13 protein-coding genes are annotated in these 19,140 nt (G+C 69.0%); 6 read left to right on the top strand and 7 right to left on the bottom strand.

The features are described from left to right. Positions 1-22 precede the first annotated feature (22 nt). The 3 genes from ABQJ56_RS05870 to ABQJ56_RS05860 all read left to right on the top strand — a co-directional run bounded on the left by ABQJ56_RS05870 (position 23) and on the right by ABQJ56_RS05860 (position 2,273). On the top strand, positions 23-784 hold the full coding sequence (locus tag ABQJ56_RS05870; protein WP_367844061.1) for an NAD kinase: 762 nt from the start codon (positions 23-25) through the stop codon (positions 782-784). A 78-nt stretch (positions 785-862) separates the two neighbouring features. Continuing rightward, positions 863-1,777, top strand: coding sequence for a 5'-nucleotidase (locus ABQJ56_RS05865; protein WP_367844060.1), 915 nt, complete (start codon positions 863-865; stop codon positions 1,775-1,777). Between the two features lie 97 nt (positions 1,778-1,874). After that, positions 1,875-2,273 carry a LiaF transmembrane domain-containing protein gene (locus ABQJ56_RS05860; RefSeq protein WP_367844059.1) on the top strand — a complete coding sequence of 133 codons (399 nt, stop codon included), beginning with the start codon at positions 1,875-1,877 and terminating at the stop codon, positions 2,271-2,273. Positions 2,274-2,369: 96 nt separating this feature from the next. Here the strand turns inward: ABQJ56_RS05860 and ABQJ56_RS05855 are convergent, their stop codons facing one another. From ABQJ56_RS05855 to ABQJ56_RS05830, 6 genes are all read right to left on the bottom strand, one after another. After that, positions 2,370-3,842 carry an efflux transporter outer membrane subunit gene (locus tag ABQJ56_RS05855; protein WP_367844058.1) on the bottom strand — a complete coding sequence of 491 codons (1,473 nt, stop codon included), beginning with the start codon at positions 3,840-3,842 and terminating at the stop codon, positions 2,370-2,372. After that, on the bottom strand, positions 3,839-7,144 hold the full coding sequence (locus ABQJ56_RS05850; RefSeq protein WP_367844057.1) for an efflux RND transporter permease subunit: 3,306 nt from the start codon (positions 7,142-7,144) through the stop codon (positions 3,839-3,841). Before ABQJ56_RS05850 ends, ABQJ56_RS05855 begins: the two co-directional genes overlap by 4 nt. A gap of 208 nt (positions 7,145-7,352) precedes the next feature. After that, the gene (locus ABQJ56_RS05845; RefSeq protein ID WP_367844056.1) at positions 7,353-10,460 is read right to left on the bottom strand and encodes an efflux RND transporter permease subunit; all 3,108 of its coding nucleotides are present in this window, start codon (positions 10,458-10,460) and stop codon (positions 7,353-7,355) included. A 287-nt stretch (positions 10,461-10,747) separates the two neighbouring features. Continuing rightward, on the bottom strand, positions 10,748-11,998 hold the full coding sequence (locus ABQJ56_RS05840) for an efflux RND transporter periplasmic adaptor subunit (RefSeq protein WP_367844055.1): 1,251 nt from the start codon (positions 11,996-11,998) through the stop codon (positions 10,748-10,750). Between the two features lie 311 nt (positions 11,999-12,309). Continuing rightward, positions 12,310-13,203, bottom strand: coding sequence for an aldo/keto reductase (locus ABQJ56_RS05835; RefSeq protein WP_367844054.1), 894 nt, complete (start codon positions 13,201-13,203; stop codon positions 12,310-12,312). A gap of 70 nt (positions 13,204-13,273) precedes the next feature. Next, positions 13,274-14,149, bottom strand: a complete 876-nt coding sequence (locus ABQJ56_RS05830) for a DMT family transporter (RefSeq protein WP_367844053.1) — start codon at positions 14,147-14,149, stop codon at positions 13,274-13,276. A gap of 125 nt (positions 14,150-14,274) precedes the next feature. On the opposite strand from ABQJ56_RS05830, the gene ABQJ56_RS05825 reads away from it, so the two are divergent. From ABQJ56_RS05825 to ABQJ56_RS05815, 3 genes are all read left to right on the top strand, one after another. Next, positions 14,275-15,447, top strand: a complete 1,173-nt coding sequence (locus ABQJ56_RS05825; protein ID WP_367844052.1) for an acyl-CoA dehydrogenase family protein — start codon at positions 14,275-14,277, stop codon at positions 15,445-15,447. Positions 15,448-15,714: 267 nt separating this feature from the next. Next, positions 15,715-16,218 (top strand): hypothetical protein, encoded by a 504-nt coding sequence (locus ABQJ56_RS05820; protein ID WP_367844051.1) that lies wholly within the window; start codon positions 15,715-15,717, stop codon positions 16,216-16,218. Between the two features lie 10 nt (positions 16,219-16,228). Beyond that, positions 16,229-18,496: a thiamine pyrophosphate-dependent enzyme gene (locus tag ABQJ56_RS05815; protein ID WP_367844050.1), complete on the top strand. Its 2,268-nt coding sequence runs from the start codon at positions 16,229-16,231 to the stop codon at positions 18,494-18,496. A gap of 97 nt (positions 18,497-18,593) precedes the next feature. Here ABQJ56_RS05815 and ABQJ56_RS05810 read toward each other — a convergent pair whose 3' ends face one another. Then, positions 18,594-19,136: a DUF924 family protein gene (locus ABQJ56_RS05810; RefSeq protein ID WP_367844049.1), complete on the bottom strand. Its 543-nt coding sequence runs from the start codon at positions 19,134-19,136 to the stop codon at positions 18,594-18,596. Positions 19,137-19,140: the final 4 nt, after the last annotated feature.

Raw genomic sequence — 19,140 nt, 5'->3', positions numbered from 1 at the left:
CCCATCCGGAGCCCGCTCGGCCATGCGCTTCGCCTTCGTCGCCAGTGACACCAGCGTTGCCCAGCAGGCGCGGCGCAAGCTCGTGGAACGCTACGGCGACGTGCCGGCGGTGGAGGCCGAACTGATCGTGGCGCTGGGCGGCGACGGCTTCATGCTGCGCACCCTGCATGCGCACCTCGCGCTGGGTGTGCCGGTGTACGGCATGAAGCTGGGCCGCGTCGGCTTCCTGATGAACAAGCATCGCGTGGACGAACTGCCCGAGCGGGTGGCGCGCGCCCATGCCGCCGAACTGTTCCCGCTGGAAATGCTGGTCACCGATGCCGCGGGCGACACCCACCGCGCGCTGGCCTTCAACGAGGTCTCGCTGCTGCGCCAGAGCAACCAGGCCGCGCACATCGAGGTGAAGCTCAACGAGACGGTGAAGCTGCCCAACCTGATCTGCGACGGCGTGATGGTCGCCACCCCGGCCGGCTCCACCGCCTACAACCTCTCCGCGCACGGACCGATCCTGCCGCTGGACGCGAACGTGCTGGCGCTCACCCCGATCAGCCCGTTCCGGCCGCGCCGCTGGCGCGGCGCGATCCTGCCGCACCGCACCCAGGTCAGCCTGCGCGTGCTCGATCCCGGCAAGCGGCCGGTCAGCGCCACCGCCGACTTCCACGAGGTGCGCGACGTGCGCGACGTGGTCGTGCGCCAGTCCGAGGGGCAGGGCGTGCGCCTGCTGTTCGATCCCGAGCACAACCTGGAGCAGCGCATCCTCGACGAGCAGTTCGCCGCGGATTGAGGGGCGGCTTCCTGTCCCGGCCTGCGGACGGGCAGGCCAGTCTCACGCCATGCACCTGGCATGCGCTAGATTGAGCCCATGCCTGCCCACGACCCTTCCGCATCCGCCGACAACCGCCTCGTCGTGGCGATCTCCTCGCGCGCGCTGTTCGACCTCGGCAACAGCCACGCGCTGTTCGAGCGCGAGGGGCTGGACGCCTACCGCAGCTTCCAGATCGCGCACGAGGACGAGATCCTCAAGCCCGGCGTGGCGTTCCCGCTGGTGCAGAAGCTGCTCGACCTCAACAAGCTGGCGGGCGACGTGCCGCCGGTGGAGGTGATCCTGCTCTCGCGCAATTCCGGCGACACCGGCCTGCGCATCTTCAACGCCATCCAGCACTACGGCCTGGAGATCAGCCGCGCCGCCTTCACCAGCGGCGCGCCCACCTCCGACTACATCGCGCCGTTCAAGGCCGACCTGTTCCTCTCCGCCAACGCCGAGGACGTGGGCCGCGCGCTCAAGGCCGGCGTGGCCGCCGCGACCATCCTGCCCAGCGTCGCGCCGCCGCGGATGAGTGAGCAACTGCGCATCGCCTTCGATGGCGATGCGGTGATCTTCGGCGACGAGGGCGAGCGCGTCTCGCGCGAGGAAGGGCTGGAAGCCTTCCACCGCAGCGAGAGCGAGCATGCCGACGAGCCGCTGTCGGTAGGCCCGTTCCGCGGCTTCCTCACCGCGCTGCATCGGCTGCAGGCGGCGTTCCCCGCGGAGAATTCGCCGATCCGCACCGCCCTGGTCACCGCGCGCTCCGCGCCAGCGCACAAGCGCGTCATCCTCACCCTGCGCCGCTGGGGCGTGCGCATCGACGAGGCGCTGTTCCTCGGCGGGCGCGACAAGGGGCCGTTCCTCGACGCCTTCGGCGCCGACATCTTCTTCGACGACTCGCCGGCCAACGTGGAATCCGCGCGCAAACACGTGGCCACGGGGCATGTGCCGCACGGGGTGAGCAACCGGTGACGCGGCATCCGCCTGCAGGTGCTTCGGGTGACGCCTGTCACTGGCTGGAGCGCGGGTGGCGTTCTACCGTGACGCCATTCCGGGGAGGATGACGACGATGACGGACAACGAATCGGGCAACGGAACGAACACTGCTGCGTGGCGCAGCCATCGCATCATCCCGGCCCTGCTGGTGGTCGCGGTGGGCCTGATCTTCCTGTGCGGCAACCTGGGCGTGCAGCTTCCCTTCCTCGACTGGGCGAACTGGTGGGCGTGGTTCATCCTGCTCGGCGCGGCGTGGCCGCTGTCCGAGGCCTGGGAACGCTACCGCGCCGTCGGCACGGTGGACGGCGCGGTGGCGCAGTCGCTGCTGAGCGCCCTCGCCGTCGCGATGGTGGCGATGATCTTCATCCTCGACTTGTCCTGGGCGAAGTGGTGGCCGCTGTTCGTGATCTACGGCGGCCTGTGCATGCTGGTGCACGGGCCGCGACGCCGGCGCAGGGACGGCGCGCGGTAATCCCGCTGGCTGTTGGTCCCGCGTCACCGGGGCATGCGTCGGCGTGGTGCCGGTCGGCACGATGCCGCGGTTGCAGCCGCGGGGCCGGTTGGACGGTCAGCGCCTGGCTCCGGTCTGCGCCGCCGCACCCAGTTGGTCCACCGACCAGCCGCCGCCCAGGTCGCCGATCAGCGACACCGTGTCGAGCAGGCGCTGCTGGCGCACGTTCAAGGCATCCTGCTGGGTGCTCAGCTGGGTGGCGCGGGCGGTGGCGGCGGTGGTGTAGTCGACGGTGCCGGCCTGGTATTCGTTGAGCGCGATCTCGGCGCCGCGGGTCGCGTTGTGCACGGCATCGTCGAGCACGTCGGCCTGCCGGGCGAGGACGTGCAGGCCGGAGAGGTCGTCCTCCACGCCCTGCAGTGCGGTCAGCACGGTACCGCGGTAGTTGGCCACCGCGGCCTCGTAGTTCGCCTTGGCCGCGGCGACCTCGCCGTGGCGTTCGCCGCCGTCGAACAGCGTTTCGCCGACGTCGGCGCCCAGCGACCAGACATGGTTGGCGACATGCAGCAGGCCGGCCAGCGGCGACTGCGTGAAGCCGTCCGCGGCCGACAGCGAGAGGCTGGGATAGTAGGCCGCCACGGCGACGCCGATCGCGGCGTTCTGGGCGGCCATCTGGCGTTCGGCGACGGCGATGTCGGGCCGGCGCTGCAGGAGGGTCGAGGGCACGCCCGCCGGCACCTCGGGCAGGGTGGGCAGCGAGTCGCCGTGCGGAATCTGCAGGTCTTCCGGATTCTTGCCGACCAGCACCGCGATGGCATGGACGTACTGCGCGCGGGCGATGCCCAGCGCGAGCAGGCTGGACTGGGCGTTCTCCAGCTGGGTGCGCGCGCTGAGCAGGTCGGAAGGCGGCACGGTGCCGGCGCTTGCCTGGTTGCCCACCACGCGCAGGTATTCCTTGAAGGCGTCGACGGTCTGCTGCAACAGGTCGATGCTGGCGTCGGTCACCCGCAGTTCGATCACCGCGCTGGCCAGCGCGGTCTGTTCGGACAGCGTGGCGTTGGCCAGGGTGGCCGCGCCCGCCTGCGCGTTCGCCTTGTTCTCCTCGAGGGTGCGGCGCACCTTGCCCCACAGGTCCGGCGCCCAGCTCACGTTGCCCTCCAGCGAGCCGGAGGTGCTGATCGAGTGCTGGCGCGCCGTGCCGCTGCCGGCATTGCCCGCAGCCGAACGCTGCTTGTCGGCCGAGCCGCTGATGCCGATGGCGGGGAACAGCGCGCTGCGCGCCACCTGCACCTGGGCCAGGGCCGCCTGGTAGTTGGCGTAGCTCTGGCGCACGGTCTGGTTGGAAACCGACACCTGCGGCTCCAGCTCGTCCAGCAGCGGGTCGTTGAACATCGTCCACCAGTCGCCCTTGGGCGCTGCCGCGGCCGGCGCGGCAGCCATCCAGCCGGGCAGGGGCTGGTACTGCGCGGGCATCGTCACCGCCGGGCGATGGTAGTCCGGGCCGGCCATGCAGCCGCCGAGCAGCAGGGCCAGCGTGGCGGCCGGCAGGGCGCGGGAAAAGGTCACGCGGGAGAGCAGCTTGGTGTTCATGCGCTTGCGTCCGATCGGTTCCACGGCAGGGTGGCGGACCAGGCGGCGAGCCTGGCGCGCACGCGGTCGAAGTAGAGGTAGATCACCGGCGTGGTGTACAGGGTGAAGACCTGGCTGAGGATCAGGCCGCCGGCCACGGTGATGCCCAGCGGCTGGCGCAGCGAGGCGCCCTGGCCGATGCCGATGGCCAGTGGAATGGCGCCCAGCACGGCGGCGGCGGTGGTCATCATGATCGGGCGCAGGCGCACCACGGCGGCGTCGTGGATCGCCTTGCGCGGGTCGAGACCTTCGTCGCGCTGCAGGTGGATGGCCACGTCGATCATCATGATCGCGTTCTTCTTGACGATGCCGATCAAGAGGATGATGCCGATCATCGCGATCACCGAGAACGGCGTGCCGAAGATCAGCAGCGCCAGCGTGGCGCCGATGCCCGCGGAGGGCAGGGTGGAGAGGATGGTGACGGGGTGCACGGTGTTCTCGTAGAGCATGCCCAGCACGATGTACACCGCCACCAGCGCGGCGAGGATCAGCAGCGGCATGGTGGACATCGACTGCGAATAGACTTGCGCCGCGCCCGCGGTGGCGCCGCGGATGGATGCCGGCATGTGGATGTCCCGCTCGGCCTGGTCGATCGCCAGCAGCGCCTTGCTCAGCGAGCCGCCGGGCGGAAGGTTGAACGAGATGGTGGTCGCCACCAGCCCGCTCTGGTGGTTGACCTGGGTGGGCGTGTGGTCGCTCTTGTAGGTGGCCAGCGCCGGGAACGGCACCATCGTCTCGGTGGCCGTGCTGTCCGCGCTGCCGCTGGAGGCGCCGCCCTTGGAGTTGGCGATGGCGTTGGTGAGCAGGTTCGCTTCGGCGTTGGCGTTGTTCGCGTTGGTGGTGGAGGCCGCGCCCGACGACGTGGCGGCCGCCGAATGGCCTTGCACGCCAGACACCAGGCTGTGCGACATCTGCGTCTGGTCGGTGCCGCTGGCGACGCCGGCTGCGCCGCTGAAGCGCATGCGGTCCAGCATCTGCGGGTACTGCCAATACGGCGGCGCCACTTCCATCACCACGTAGTACTGGTTGAGCTCGTTGTACACGGTGGAGACGGTGCGCTGGCCGAAGGCGTCGTACAGCACGCTGTCGAGCTGGGCCGGCGTGAAGCCGTAGCGCTTCATCGTGGCGCGGTCGAAGTTGATGTCGATCTGCAGGCCGTGCTGCTGCAGGTCCGAGTTCACGCTGGTCAGCTGGCTGCGGTACTTGCCCAGTTCGGTCACCAGCCTGGGTACCCACTGGTACAACTGGTCGGCGTCGTCGCCGGTCAGCGTGTACTGGTATTCGGCGGCGGATTGCCGGCCGCCGATGTGCAGGTCCTGCGCCGCCTGCAGGAACAGCCGCGCGCCGGTGATCCGGTTGAGCTTGGGGCGCAGGCGTTCGACCACCGCCGCGGCGGAGATCTTGCGCACGGCCAGCGGCTTCAGCTCCACGAACACGGACGCGGTGTTCAAGGTGCGGCCGCCGGTGAAGCCGGCCACCGAGGCCACCGCGGGATCCTTCTGCACGATGGCCTGCAACTGCGCCAGCTTCTGCTCCATCGCCTGGAAGGAGGTGCTCTGGTCGGCGATGACCTGGCCCATCAGGATGCCGTTGTCCTGCTCCGGGAAGAAGGTCGAGGGCACCAGTTTGAACAGCACGATGTTCAGCGCGATCAGCCCGACCAGGCTCAGGCCGACCAGCAGCGCGTGGTCGAGCACGGCGTCGAGCGAGCGCGAATAGGCCCGCTTGAAGCGCTCGAACTGCCGTTCGTACCACAGTGCCCAGCGCGCCTTGGAATGCAGTGTCTTGCGGTTGAGCACGTACGCCGCCAGGGTCGGCGTGATGGTGAGCGAGATCACCAGCGAGAGCAGGATGGCGATCGACAGCGTCACTGCGAATTCGTGGAACAGCAGGCCGATGATGCCGGGCATCAGCAGGATCGGCGTGAACACCGCGATCAGCGACAGGCTCATCGAGATCACCGTGAAGCTGACCTCGGTGCTGCCGCGCACCGCCGCCTCGCGTACGTCCATGCCGGCCTCGACGTGGCGCACGATGTTCTCCAGCACCACCACCGCGTCGTCCACCACGAAGCCGGTGCCGATGGTCAGCGCCATCAGCGACAGGTTGTCGATGCTGTAGCCCAGCAGGTACATCGGCCCGAACGTGCCGACGATGGACAGCGGCAGCGCCACCGCCGGGATCAGGATCGCCCGCGGCGATTGCAGGAACACGAACACCACGCCGATCACCAGCAGCACCGCGATGAACAGGGTGCGCTCGGTGTCGCTCACCGCGCCGCGCACCGATACCGAGCGGTCCAGCGCGACGTCGGCGTGGATGCCCGCCGGCAGCGCCGCCTCGATGGAAGGCAGCACGTCCTGGATTTCGCCCACCGTCTTGACGATGTTGCCGCCGGGCCGCGGGAACACGATGACGAGCACCGCCGGCTTGCCGTTGTAGAGGCCCATGTTGCGGATGTTCTCCGCCGAATCCTGCACGTCGGCGACGTCGCGCAGCAGCACCGGCGCGCCGTTGCGGTAGGCCACCACCAGGTCGCGGTAAGGGGCGGCCTTGCTGATCTGGTCGTTGGAGGTGACCTCGTAGCGCAGGCCGTTCTGGTCGATGTGGCCCTTGGCGCTGTTCGCGTTCGCGGCGCTGATCGCCGCGCGTACGTCCTCCAGGCCGATGCCGTAGCTGTTGAGCTGGTCCGGCTGCAGCTCCACGCGCACCGAGGGCAGGGCGCTGCCGCCCAGCGTGATCTCGCCCACGCCGTCGATCTGCGACAACTGCTGCTGGATCACCGAGTCGGCCGAGTCATAGAGCTGGGCGCGGGTCAGCGTGTCCGAGGTCAGCGCCAGGATCATGATCGGCGAATCGGCCGGGTTGTACTCGCGATAGGTGGGGTTGCCGCGCAGCGTGGAGGGCAGGTCCGCGCGCGCCGCCTGGATCGCCGCCTGCACGTCGCGCGCGGCGCCGTTGATGTCGCGGTCCAGGCCGAACTGGATCACGATCCTGGCGCTGCCGACCGAGCTGGTCGAGGTCATCTCGTTGACGTCGGCGATGGTGCCGAGGCGCCGTTCCAGCGGCGCGGTGACGGTGGAAGCCATGATATCCGGGCTGGCGCCCGCCATGCTGGCCGACACCACCACCACCGGGTAGGTCACGTTCGGCAGCGGCGCCACCGGCAGGTGGAAGTACGCGAGCAGGCCGGACAGCAGGATGGCGACCGCCAGCAGGGTGGTCGCCACCGGTCGCCGGATGAACAGGCCGGGGATGCTCATGCGCAGTCACCTTGCTCACTCCCTCTCCCCACTGGGGAGAGGGTTGGGGTGAGGGGCCGATCTTGCGCAAACGCAGGTTTGCCGCGCGGATGCGTTGGTGGCGAGTTTGCGTCAAGGCCACATGGGGCCTGGCTAGTCCGGCCCCTCATCCCAGCCCTCTCCCCGGAGGGGAGAGGGGGCAGGTTGCGGCAAGCGGGGGAATGCGTGCTCACGCTTCACTGCCTTCCGCGTCCAGCGCCGGCGCGGGGCGCAGGCGCCGCGCCAGCCGGTCGAAGAACAGGTAGATCACCGGCGTGGTGAACAGCGTCAGCAACTGGCTGAGCGCGAGGCCGCCGATGATCGCCAGGCCCAGCGGCCGGCGCAGCTCCGAGCCGATGCCGGTGCCCAACAGCATCGGCAGGGCGCCCAGCATCGCCGCCAGCGTGGTCATCAGGATCGGCCGGAAGCGCAGCAGCGAGGCCTCGAAGATCGCCTCGGCCGGCGGCTTGCCGTGCGTGCGCTCGGCTTCCAGCGCGAAGTCCACGATCATGATCGCGTTCTTCTTCACGATGCCGATCAGCAGCACGATGCCGATGATGCCGATCACGTCCAGGTCGGCGCCGGCGACCATCAGCGCCAGCAGCGCGCCGATGCCGGCCGAGGGCAGGGTGGAAAGGATGGTCACCGGGTGGATGAAGCTTTCGTACAGCACGCCGAGCACGATGTAGACGGCCACCAGCGCGGCGATCAGCAGGTACACCTCGCTGGACAGCGAATCCTGGAAGGCCGCCGCCGCACCCTGGAACGAGGATTCGATCGAGGACGGCAGGTGCACCGCCTGTTCGGCCTGCGTGATCTCGTTCACCGCGGTGCTCAGCGAGGCACCCTGGGCCAGGTTGAACGAGATGGTGGTGGACGGGAACTGGGCCAGGTGGCTGATAACCAGCGGCGACTTGCTCACCTGGATCTTCGCGATCGCGCCCAGCGGCACCTGGCCGCTGCTGCTGGTCTGGCTGGGCAGGTACAGGTTGCCCAGCGATTGCAGCGTGGGCAGGCTCTCCGGCTTGGCGACCAGGATCACGCGGTACTGGCTGGACTGGTCGAAGATCGTCGAGACGATGCGCTGGCCCAGCGCGTCGTACAGCGCGTTGTCGATGGTCGCCGCGGTGATGCCGTAGCGCGCCGCCAGCTGGCGGTTCACTTCCACGTTCACGCTGAGGCCGTCGTTGTCGAGGGCGCTGGTGACGTCGGCGATGGACTTGATGCCCTTCATGTGCGCGATCAGCGCGGGCACGTACTGCTGCAGCGCGGCCTGGCTCGGCCCGCGCAGCACGAACTGGTACTGGTTCGGCGACACCGTGGTGTCCAGTGTCAGGTTCTGTTCCGGCTGCAGGAACAGCTTGATGCCGGGCACGTCGGCGGTTTCCTGCTGGATGCGGCGGGCGATCTGCCGGGCGGTGCCGGAGCGTTCGTCGCGCGGCTTCAGGTTGATCAGGAAGCGACCGTTGTTGAGCGTGATGTTGGTGCCGTCGATGCCGACGTAGGAGGTGAGGCTGGCGACGTCGGGGTCCTTCAGGATGGCCTCGGCCAGCGCCTGCTGGCGATCCACCATGGTGTCGTAGGAGACGGAGTTGTCGGCGGTGCTGATGCCTTGCAGCACGCCCACGTCCTGCACCGGGAACAGGCCCTTGGGGATCACCACGTAGAGCACGATGGTCAGCGCCAGTGTGGCCAGGAACACCAGCAGCGTGGCGGTCTGGTGCTCCATCACCACGGCGAGGCCGCGGCGGTAGGCGTCCAGCAGCTTGTCGAACAGGCCCTCGCTGATCCGCTCGAAGCGGCTGGGATGGCGCTCCTTCTGCGCACGCAGGATGCGCGCGCACATCATCGGCACCAGGGTCAGCGACACCACCGCGGACAGCACGATGGTGACCGCGAGCGTGACCGCGAACTCGCTGAACAGGCGGCCGATCACGCCGCCCATGAACAGCAGCGGGATCAGCACCGCGATCAATGACACGGTGAGCGAGAGGATGGTGAAGCCGATCTGGCCGGCGCCTTCCAGCGCGGCTTCCAGCGGCGTCCTGCCTTCCTCCAGGTAGCGCACGATGTTCTCGATCATCACGATCGAGTCGTCCACCACGAAGCCGGTGGCGATGATCAGCGCCATCAGCGAGAGGTTGTCGATGGAGTAGCCGAGCTTGTACATCACCGCCAGCGTGCCGATCAGCGACACCGGCACCGAGATGCTGGGGATGAGGGTGGCGGGCAGGTTGCGCAGGAACACGAAGATCACCAGCACCACCAGCGCGATCGCCAGCACCAGCTCGAACGTGGCGTCGGACACCGAGGAGCGGATCACGCCCGTGCTGTCGTTGACGATGCTGATCTTCATGCCGGCCGGCAGGGTGGCCTCCAGCGCGGGCAGCTCCTGCGTGATGCGGTCCACCGTGGCGATCACGTTGGCGCCCGGCTGACGTTGCACGTTGAGCACGATGGCCTGCGTCTTGTCGTACCAGGCGCCCAGCTCCTTGTTCTGCGCGGCCTGCGTCACGTGGGCGACGTCGCGCAGGAACACCGGCGCGCCGTTCTGGTAGGCGACCACCGTGTCGAGGTAGCCCTGCGGGTTCTGGATCTGGTCGTTGCCGTTGATCGTGTAGTCCAGCTTCGGGCCGTCGAAATTGCCCTTGGGCTGGCTGACGTTGACGTTGGCGATCAGCGAGCGCAGGTCGTCGATGTTGAGGCCGTAGGCGGCCAGCTTGTGCGGGTCGGCCTCGACGCGGACCGCCGGCACGTTGCCGCCCGCGGCGGTGACCAGGCCCACGCCGGGCACTTCGGAGATCTTGGTGGCGAGGCGGTTGTTCGCGGCGTCCTGCAGCTGGGGCAGCGACATCGAGTCCGAGGTCACCGCCAGCGTGAGGATGGGCTGGTCGGCCGGGTTCACCTTGGCATAGGTCGGCGGCGCTGGCAGGCCGCTGGGCAGCAGGCTGTTGGCGGCGTTGATCGCCTCCTGCACGTTCTGCTCGGCCACGTCGAGGTTGAGCGAGAGGTCGAACTGCAGCGTGATGACCGACGCGCCGGCGGAGCTGGTCGAAGTCATCTGCTGCAGGCCGGGGATCTCGCCCAGCTGCACTTCCAGCGGCGCGGTCACCGTGGTCGCCATCACCGTGGGGCTGGCGCCCGGGTAGAAGGTCTGCACCTGGATCGTCGGGTAGTCCACGTCCGGCAGCGAGGACACCGGCAGGAAGCGCACCGCGACCAGGCCCACCAGCACCATGGCGATCATCAGCAGCGCCGTCGCCACCGGACGGAGCACGAACGGTCGGGAAATGTTCATCGCTTGTGCGTCCGCCGCCTAGAGCCTGTTCAATGTCTCCACATGGCCCGCGCCGGGAGCTGTTTGCGCGCAGGCCAAGGAAGAACGAAGGAGTGGACGTCGGTCCACGACCGAGTGATGACGCAGGGGTGCGGGCAAACAGACCCGGCCCTGCGGGTTGCCTTGCCGTGGCCGCCATGCGGCAGCGCGCGGCTTGACCTGCCAGCCAGGCAGGCGCTGCGCCACGAGCCACCACCTGGCGGCCACGGCAAGGCAACGCGGGCTATGTGGAGACATTGAACAGGCTCTCACGAAGCCGAACTGTCGGCGGACGCGTGCTTCTTCTTCCAGCCGGAATGCTGTTTGCCCGCCGCGGAGGCCGCCGCCGGCGCACTGCCCGCCGCGGCCGGCTGCGCGCCGGCGAGCTTGATCTTCGCGCCGTCGCTGAGGCGGTCCGTGCCGTCGGTGACCACGGTCTGGCCGGCGGCGAGGCCGGACAGGATGACGGTGTTCTTGCCGTCGCTGGGGCCGAGCGTGACCTTGTGCACGGAGACGGTATCGTCGGCGTTGACCAGATAGACGAAATCGCCCGGTGCGCCGTTCTGCACGGCCGGGGTCGGCACCAGTACCGCGTTCTTCCGCGTATCCACCAGCAGGCGCACGTTGACGAACTCGTTGGGGAACAGCGCCTCGTCGTCGTTCGGCACCGTGGCGCGCAGCGGCACCGTGCCGGTGCCGGTGGCCATCTGGTTGCCGATCGCGTACACCGTGCCGGTGGCGATCTGCCTGCTGTTGTCGCTGTCGTAGATCGCCACCGGTAGCCTGGCGCCGGCACCGAAGCGCTGCAGCACCTGCGCCAGCGCGTTCTGCGGCACGGAGAACTGCACCGTGGTCGGCTTCATCGTGGTGATGGTCACGATGCCCGGCGAGCTGGACGCGGTGACGTAGTTGCCGGGGTCGACCAGGCGCAGGCCGACGCGGCCGGCCACCGGCGCGGTGATGTGGCAGTAGGAAAGGTCCAGGTCATCCTGCGCGATGGCGGCCTGGTCGGCCTTCACCGCCGCCTCGTCCTGCTGCACGGTGAACTGCTGGTCGATGAAGGTCTGCTCGGCGATCGACTTCTGCCGGTGCAGCTGCGTGTAGCGCGCCAGGTCGGCGCGGGCCTGGCCCAGGCTGGCCTGGTCCTTGGCGAGTTGTGCCTCGGACTGCTGCTTGCTGATCTGGTACTGGCGCGGGTCGATCTGGGCGAGGAACTGGCCCTTGGTCACGTCCTGGCCTTCCCGGTAGCCCACCGCGGTGAGGTAGCCGCTCAGTTGCGGCAGCACGTTGACCGTGGCCGTCGGCGTCACCGTGCCCAGCTCGTCGAGATTTTCCGGCATGTCGCCGAGGGTGGCGGTGGCCGTGCCCACCACCTGCGCGGCAAAACCGCCGCGGGTCTTCTTGCCGCCGAGCAGGTGGAGCAGGATCAGCGCGATCACCACGACGACGACGACCGCGACGATCAGCGCGCGGCGCTTCGGGCGGCGGGGCGGGGTGGAACTCGATGCACCGGCATTCATATGCCATCTCCAGGCGATTCATTCCGTCATTTACACGAAGAACCGGCCCCGTCCCATCCTGCGATGGCGACATCGAACGGGCGATGCCCGCGGCGACCGGAGCAAAAGTCAGGCCGTCTTGAACGACTCACTCCCGGCGAGGTTGACCTGCCGGCGGGAATGGCTTCCGGCAGGGGGCATGCCATGGGGCTGCGATTCAGCATCGTGCACCCGCCTTGCGGACATCGTGCTGCAGCCGGATGACACAAGCCGCGTCACGGGAGGGTGATGGCAACGCCTGGTTGCGTCTTCGATCCCGGCCCGGTTTCCCGCTACGGCACGGGATGTCCCTTGCTGGCCGTCCAGATCGCGTACCAGTCCTCCGCGTCCAGCCGCAGGTCCAGCGCGGCGACCGCTTCGCGCAGGCCGTCGATGCGGCCGCTGCCGGTGATCGGGTGCGGGCGCGACGGGTGGCGCAGGATCCAGGCGAAGGCCAGGGTGGCGAGGCTGGTGCCGAGGCGCGCGGCGATGGCCTCCATTTCCCCGCGCACGCGCACGGCCTGTTCGTCGCGGCCGGTGAACAGCCGGCCGCCGCCCAGCGGCGACCAGATCATCGGACGCAGGCCCAGTTGCTGGGCCTGGTCCAGCGTGCCGTCGTCCAGCGCGTCCATCTGCAGCGGCGACAGCTCGACCTGGTTCGTCGCCAGCGGATGGCAGGCGTGCAGCAGCGCGAACTGGCTGACCGTGTGATTGGACACGCCCCAGTGCGCCACCTTGCCTTCGCGGCTGAGCGCACGGAAGGTGTCCGCCAGCGCGGCGGCATCCATCAGGTAGTCGGGGCGGTGGATCAGCACCAGGTCCAGCTGTTCGGTGTGCAGGTTGCGCAGCGACTGTTCCACCTGCGCGCGCACGTAGGCCGGCGTGGCGTCGTAGTGGTTCACCCGGTACGGCCGCTGCACGGAGCGCAGGCGGATGCCGCACTTGCTCACCAGCTGCATGCGCCCGCGCAATGCGGGTGCGGCCTGGAGCGCCTCGCCGAACAACGCCTCGGCGCGGTAGTCGCCGTAGATGTCCGCATGGTCGAAGCTGCTGATGCCGAGTTCCAGCGCCTGCTCGATCCAGCGCACCCTTGCCTGCACGTCGAGCTTCCAGTCGGCGATGCGCCACAGGCCGGCGACGACGGGCGAAAGCGCGAGGGAGGGGATGTGCGGGCGGTCGATGGTCACGACGGAATCCGGTGCGGGCAAGGTGGCCATTGTGCGATTGCCGGCGGGCCGCCGGGAAGCCGCCGGTGCATCACAGCATCTTCGTGCGCTTCCACCAGGGCGTGACCTTCTCCTCCCGCACCAGGGTGAACAGGCCCGCGCCGAGGATCATCGCGATGCCGATCCCCATCGGCCAGTCGAGGCGGTCGCCGAACAGCCAGTAGCCGAAGCCGATCGCCCACAGCATCTGGCTGTACTGGGTGGGCGCCACGCGGTTGGCGTGGGCGAGCCGGGTGGCGTACATCAGGAACACGCTGGCCAGCCCGGCGAGCAGGCCGTAGCCGGCGAGCAGCCCCCACTGCGCGAGGTCCGGCCACACGAAGTGCGGCAGCATCAGCACGCCGCCGGCGACCAGCGGACCGACCATGCCGGCGCCGTACAGGCTGATCCGTTTCTCGTCGCCGCCGGCCATGCGCAGCGCCACCACCGATCCCGCCGCCGCAACGCCGCAGGTGATCGCCGCCAGGTGCCCCAGCCCCAGCGTGCGGAAGCCGGGCCTGAGCACTACCAGCACGCCGGCGAAGCCCACGAACACCGCGGTCCAGCGCCGCCAGCCCACGTGCTCCTTGAGCAGCAGCACCGAGAGGATGGTCACGAAGATCGGCATCAGGAAGATCATCGAGAACACCTCGGCCATCGGCAGCAGGGTGAACGCGGTGACCGAGGCGATGTTGCCGACCGCCCCGGCCAGCGCACGTACCCACCACAATGCCGGGCGGCGCGCGGCGAACACGTCGTGCCAGCGGTCGCCCTCGTCCATGAGGAAGGGCAGGGCGGCCAGGCCCAGTGCGGCGCCGATGCATACCGACTCGTAGGGCGGCACGCTGCCGTGCAGGGCCTTCACGAAGGCGTCGCTGATGGCGAAGGCGGCGAAGCTGGCGAAGCCCAGCAGCACACCCTTGATCATGGGTTTTCCGTGGCGGGAGGGGAGAGTCCGCATGATCGCACGCCGCCGCTGTTGCGCCCCGCCATGACCGGCAGCGGGCGCCCCGGGTAGAATCCGGGGTTTCCCCGTCCGCCACTGGAACGCACATGGCTGCTGCCCGCCTGAACCCGCTCGACCTGTACGACGTCCGCTCGCTGCTCTCCGACGAGGAGCGCATGGTGCAGGACACCGTCGGCCGCTTCGTCGACGAGAAGGTGCTGCCGATCATCGGCGACGCCTTCGACCAGGCGCGCTTCCCCACCGAGCTGATCCCGGAAATCGCCAGCCTCGGCCTGCTCGGCGCCACCATCCCCGAGCAGTACGGCTGCGCCGGCATGAACGGCGTCAGCTACGGCCTGATCTGCCAGGAACTGGAGCGCGGCGATTCCGGCCTGCGCAGCTTCGCCTCGGTGCAGAGCTCGCTGGTGATGTACCCGATCTACGCCTACGGCAGCGAAGAGCAGCGGATGGAGTACCTGCCGAAGATGGCGGCGGGCGAGATCATCGGCTGCTTCGGCCTCACCGAGCCGCATGGCGGTTCCGACCCGGCCAACATGAAGACCCACGCGAAGCAGGACGGCGGCGACTGGGTCATCAACGGCGCCAAGATGTGGATCACCAACGGCAACCTCGCGCAGATCGCCGTGGTGTGGGCGCAGACCGAGGACGGCATCCAGGGCTTCATCGTCCCCACGGATACCAAGGGCTTCACCGCCCAGCAGATCCACAAGAAGATGAGCCTGCGCGCCTCCGTCACCAGCGCGCTGTTCCTCGACAACGTGCGCGTGCCCGATGCGAACCGGCTGCCCAACGTGAAGGGGCTGAAGGGGCCGCTGGGCTGCCTGACGCAGGCGCGCTACGGCATCACCTGGGGCCCGATCGGCGCGGCGCAGGCCTGCCTCAAGGAAGTGCTGGACTACACCGCCGAGCGCATCCTGTTCGGCCGCCCGCTGTCCTCGAACCAGGCGATCCAGCTCAAGCTCGCCGACATGGCGCGCCGCATCACCACCGCGCAACTGCTGTCGCTGCAGCTCGGCCGCCTCAAGGATGCCGGCACCATGCAGCCCACCCAGGTGTCGCTGGCGAAGTGGAACAACTGCCGCATGGCCATCGACATCGCGCGCCAGTGCCGCGACATCCTCGGCGGCGCGGGCATCACCACCGAGCACGGTGCGATCCGCCACGCGCTGAACCTGGAATCGGTCATCACCTACGAAGGCACCGAGACGGTGCACGAGCTGGTGGTGGGACGCGAGCTGACCGGCATCAACGCGTTCTGATTCTTGTCCTTCCCGCTCCGGGAGAAGGTGCCGACCTGCAGGCGCAGGAGCGCCTGCGGAACAGCGACAGCTGGCCCCGAAGGGGCGAATGCCATGGATGGCATGAGTAAGGGCGGATGGGGGTACGGACGAAGCGCCGCGTTTCAGTCGTACCCTCACCCCAACCCCTCTCCCGGCGGGAGAGGGGCTTTCAGGAGCCCGAGCCTTGCGCGTTCGCGACATTTACATCGAAGCCGATGCCCCGATCCTGCGCGCAGGTTTCGACGCATGAGCCACATTCCCCCCGCGCTGTTCGTCGCACTCGCCGAGCTGGTGCCCGAGCTGCACGTGCAGTGCGCCGAGCCGTGGTGCCTGATCGGCAGCGCGGCGGCGCGCCTGCTCGGTGCCGAGGTGGGCGTGGCCGACGTCGACGTGCTGGTTTCGCGCGCCGATGCCGAAACCCTGGCGACGCTGTGGGCCGGTCGCCGCGACGCCGCGCATGCGCCGGCCGACGACGGCCGCTTCCGTTCGCGTTTCGGCCGCTTCCGTTTTCCCGGCCTGCCGGTGGAAGTGATGGGCGGCCTGGAACTCGACCAGGGCGAAGGCTGGCAGCCGGTATCGCCGGGGCGGCTGGTGCTGGCCGGCGTGCAAGGCATGGCCGTGCCGGTGCCTGCGCTGGACGAGCAGATCCGCATCCTCGAATCCTTCGGCCGCGACAAGGATCGCGAGCGCGCCGCGGCCTTGCGCCGCTTGCGCCAGCCTTCCGCGCTTTCCATCGTTTCCTCTTCCTGACGGCATCGCCATGACCACCACGCCAACCCCCATCGCCGCCCGCCACAAGGGCTTCAACCGCGCCGAGATCGTCGACCAGAACTTCACCGAGTTCGTCGGCGAATGGCGGGGCGAGGTGCGCGCCGCGCCGCGCGACGATGCGCCGGTACTGCCGGGCAGCACGCTGGACGCGAAAGGCTTCCGCGAGCTGCTGGAATCGCAGCTGATCTCGCGCCACCTCGACCTGATGGCGCGCGTGCTGCGCGTGCAGAACAAGGTGTTCTACACCATCGGTTCCAGCGGCCACGAAGGCAACGCGATGGTGGCGCGGCTGACCCGCCACACCGACCCGGCCTTCCTGCATTACCGCAGCGGCGGCTTCATGGCCGAGCGTTTCCGCAAGCTGCCGGGGATGGACCCGGTGATGGATTCGGCGTTGTCGTTCGCGGCCAGCAAGGACGATCCCGCTTCCGGCGGCCGCCACAAGGTATGGGGCAGCAAGCCGCTCTGGGTGCTGCCGCAGACCTCGACGATCGCCTCGCACCTGCCCAAGGCGCTGGGCACCGCCATCGCCATCGACCACGCGAAGCGCATCGGCCACGTGCTGCCGGTGCCCGACGATTCCATCGCGATCTGCTCGTTCGGCGACGCCTCCAGCAACCACGCCACCGCGCAGACCGCGTTCAACGCCGCGGTGTGGACGGCCTACCAGAAGCTGCCCGCGCCGGTGCTGTTCGTGTGCGAGGACAACGGCATCGGCATCTCGGTGAAGACGCCGGGCGGCTGGGTGGCGAGCAACTTCCAGTCGCGCTCCAACCTCGACTACTTCTACGCCGACGGCCTCGACCTCGCCGAAGGCTACGCCCAGGTGCAGCGCGCGGTGGAGCATTGCCGCGGCACGCGCCGCCCCACCTTCCTGCACCTGCGCACCACCCGCATCATGGGCCACGCCGGCACCGACTTCGAGATCGAGTGGCGCAGCATCGAGGAGCTGGTGGCGGTGGAGGCGAGCGATCCGCTGCTGCGGTCGGCGGCCATCGCGCTGGAGGCGGGCCTGTACACCAAGGATGCTTTGCTCGAACTCAACGAGACCATCCGCAAGCGCTGTTTTGTCGCTGCGGAGGAAGCCGACCGCCGGCCGAAGCTGGAACGCCTGGACGACGTGATGAAGCCGCTGGCGCCGTACACGCCGGCCGCGGTGCAGGCCGAGGCCGAGCGTGCCGACTACGCCGACGCGCGCCTCAAGGCCTTCGGCGGCGAGGCCAAGCTCCCCGAGAACCAGCCGCCGCGCCACCTGGCCATCCAGATCGGCCAGGCGCTGCACGACGTCATGGCAAAGTATCCCGAGTCCCTGCTGTTCGGCGAGGACGTGGCGCAGAAGGGCGGCGTGTACACGGTGACCAAGGGCCTGCACAAGGCGTTCAGGAACACGCGCGTGTTCAACACCCTGCTGGACGAGACCATCATCCTCGGCCTCGCCCAGGGCTACGCCAACATGGGCATGCTGCCTATCCCCGAGATCCAGTACCTCGCGTACTTCCACAACGCGGGTGACCAGATCCGCGGCGAGGCGGCCAGCCTGCAGTTCTTCTCCAACGACCAGTACCGCAACCCGCTGGTGATGCGCGTGGCCTCGCTGGGCTACCAGCGCGGTTTCGGCGGCCACTTCCACAACGACAACTCGATCGCCGCATTGCGCGACATTCCCGGCCTGGTCGTGGGTTGCCCTTCGCGCGGCGACGATGCGGCGACCATGCTGCGCACGCTCACCGCGCTGGCCAGGGTGGATGGCCGCGTCTGCGCCTTCCTCGAACCCATCGCGTTGTACATGGCCAAGGACCTCTACGAGGCCGGCGACGGGCAGTGGCAGTTCGCCTATCCCGCGCCGGGCGAGGCGATGCCGCTGGGCGAGGGCCGCGTCTACAACGAGCAGGCCAAGGATCTCGTCGTATTCACCTTCGGCAACGGCGTGCCGATGGCGCTGCGCGCCGCACGCAGCATCGAGGCCGAGCTGAAGTGGAAGGTGCGCGTGGTCGACCTGCGCTGGCTGGCGCCGCTCAACGACGCCTTCATCGCCGCGCAGGCGAAGGGCGCCAGGCGCATCATCGTGCTGGACGAGGGCCGCAAGAGCGCGGGCGTGGGCGAAGGCGTGATCACCGCCATCGTGGAAGCGGGCCTGGGCGCCACGCCTCTGCAGCGCGTGGTGGGCGCCGACACCTTCACCCCGCTGGCCGGCGCGGCCTTCCTGGTGCTGCCGGGCGAGGCGGACGTGGTGGCGGCGGCGCACAAGCTCGCCTGACGCCCGCCGCAGGAGCGGCTTCAGCCGCGATTCCTTAACCGCGATGCCTTCGATTGTCGCGGCTGAAGCCGCTCCTGCGCTCGTCCGGTGGTTGCCGCTAGCCTGCAAATCCGCCTTCGTCGAGAAACGCCTGTTCCCCGGCCATGGTCTCGCGGCCGAGCACGGCATTGCGGTGCGGGAAACGGCCGAAGCGGGCGATCACCTCGCGGTGGACGCGGGCGTACCTGGCATAGTTGTCCAGCCCTTCGCACAGCACCACCGCACGATCCTGGTCGGCCGGCGCCTCGCTGTGTTCGAACGGCAGGTAGAAGAACACGCGCAGCGCCGGTTCAACCGCGCGGTCGTGGCCGCGTGCGATGGCTTCCCGCGCGAAGGACAGCGCCAGCGGGTCGGTGGCGAACATGTGTGCGGTGCCGCGGAAGGCGTTGCGCGGGAACTGGTCGAGCAGGATCAGCAGCGCCAGCGCGCCTTCGGCATCATCCAGCCAGGGGTCGAGCCGGCGCCGCGCGGCAACCATGTGGACGTCGTGGAAGCGCGTGCTGAACTCGCGATCGAACGCCTCGTCCCTGCCGAACCACTTGTCGGGCCCGGCTTCGCGCCAGAAGCGGACGACTTCACGGGGCTGGACGATCTCGGTCATGGCG

The sequence above is a fragment of the Rhodanobacter geophilus genome (assembly GCF_040812275.1).
Taxonomy (GTDB): Bacteria; Pseudomonadota; Gammaproteobacteria; order Xanthomonadales; family Rhodanobacteraceae; genus Rhodanobacter_A; species Rhodanobacter_A geophilus.
This window is presented reverse-complemented; position numbering and strand designations above follow the sequence as displayed.

Excerpts from the sequence above, each read along its gene's own strand:
- ABQJ56_RS05870 (WP_367844061.1), top strand. The coding sequence starts at position 23 with ATGCGCTTCGCCTTCGTCGCCAGTGACACCAGCGTTGCCCAGCAGGCG.
- ABQJ56_RS05810 (WP_367844049.1), bottom strand. The coding sequence starts at position 19,136 with ATGACCGAGATCGTCCAGCCCCGTGAAGTCGTCCGCTTCTGGCGCGAA.
- ABQJ56_RS05820 (WP_367844051.1), top strand. The coding sequence starts at position 15,715 with ATGAGCCACATTCCCCCCGCGCTGTTCGTCGCACTCGCCGAGCTGGTG.
- ABQJ56_RS05840 (WP_367844055.1), bottom strand. The coding sequence starts at position 11,998 with ATGAATGCCGGTGCATCGAGTTCCACCCCGCCCCGCCGCCCGAAGCGC.
- ABQJ56_RS05865 (WP_367844060.1), top strand. The coding sequence starts at position 863 with ATGCCTGCCCACGACCCTTCCGCATCCGCCGACAACCGCCTCGTCGTG.
- ABQJ56_RS05850 (WP_367844057.1), bottom strand. The coding sequence starts at position 7,144 with ATGAGCATCCCCGGCCTGTTCATCCGGCGACCGGTGGCGACCACCCTG.
- ABQJ56_RS05815 (WP_367844050.1), top strand. The coding sequence starts at position 16,229 with ATGACCACCACGCCAACCCCCATCGCCGCCCGCCACAAGGGCTTCAAC.
- ABQJ56_RS05825 (WP_367844052.1), top strand. The coding sequence starts at position 14,275 with ATGGCTGCTGCCCGCCTGAACCCGCTCGACCTGTACGACGTCCGCTCG.
- ABQJ56_RS05855 (WP_367844058.1), bottom strand. The coding sequence starts at position 3,842 with ATGAACACCAAGCTGCTCTCCCGCGTGACCTTTTCCCGCGCCCTGCCG.
- ABQJ56_RS05830 (WP_367844053.1), bottom strand. The coding sequence starts at position 14,149 with ATGATCAAGGGTGTGCTGCTGGGCTTCGCCAGCTTCGCCGCCTTCGCC.
- ABQJ56_RS05860 (WP_367844059.1), top strand. The coding sequence starts at position 1,875 with ATGACGGACAACGAATCGGGCAACGGAACGAACACTGCTGCGTGGCGC.
- ABQJ56_RS05845 (WP_367844056.1), bottom strand. The coding sequence starts at position 10,460 with ATGAACATTTCCCGACCGTTCGTGCTCCGTCCGGTGGCGACGGCGCTG.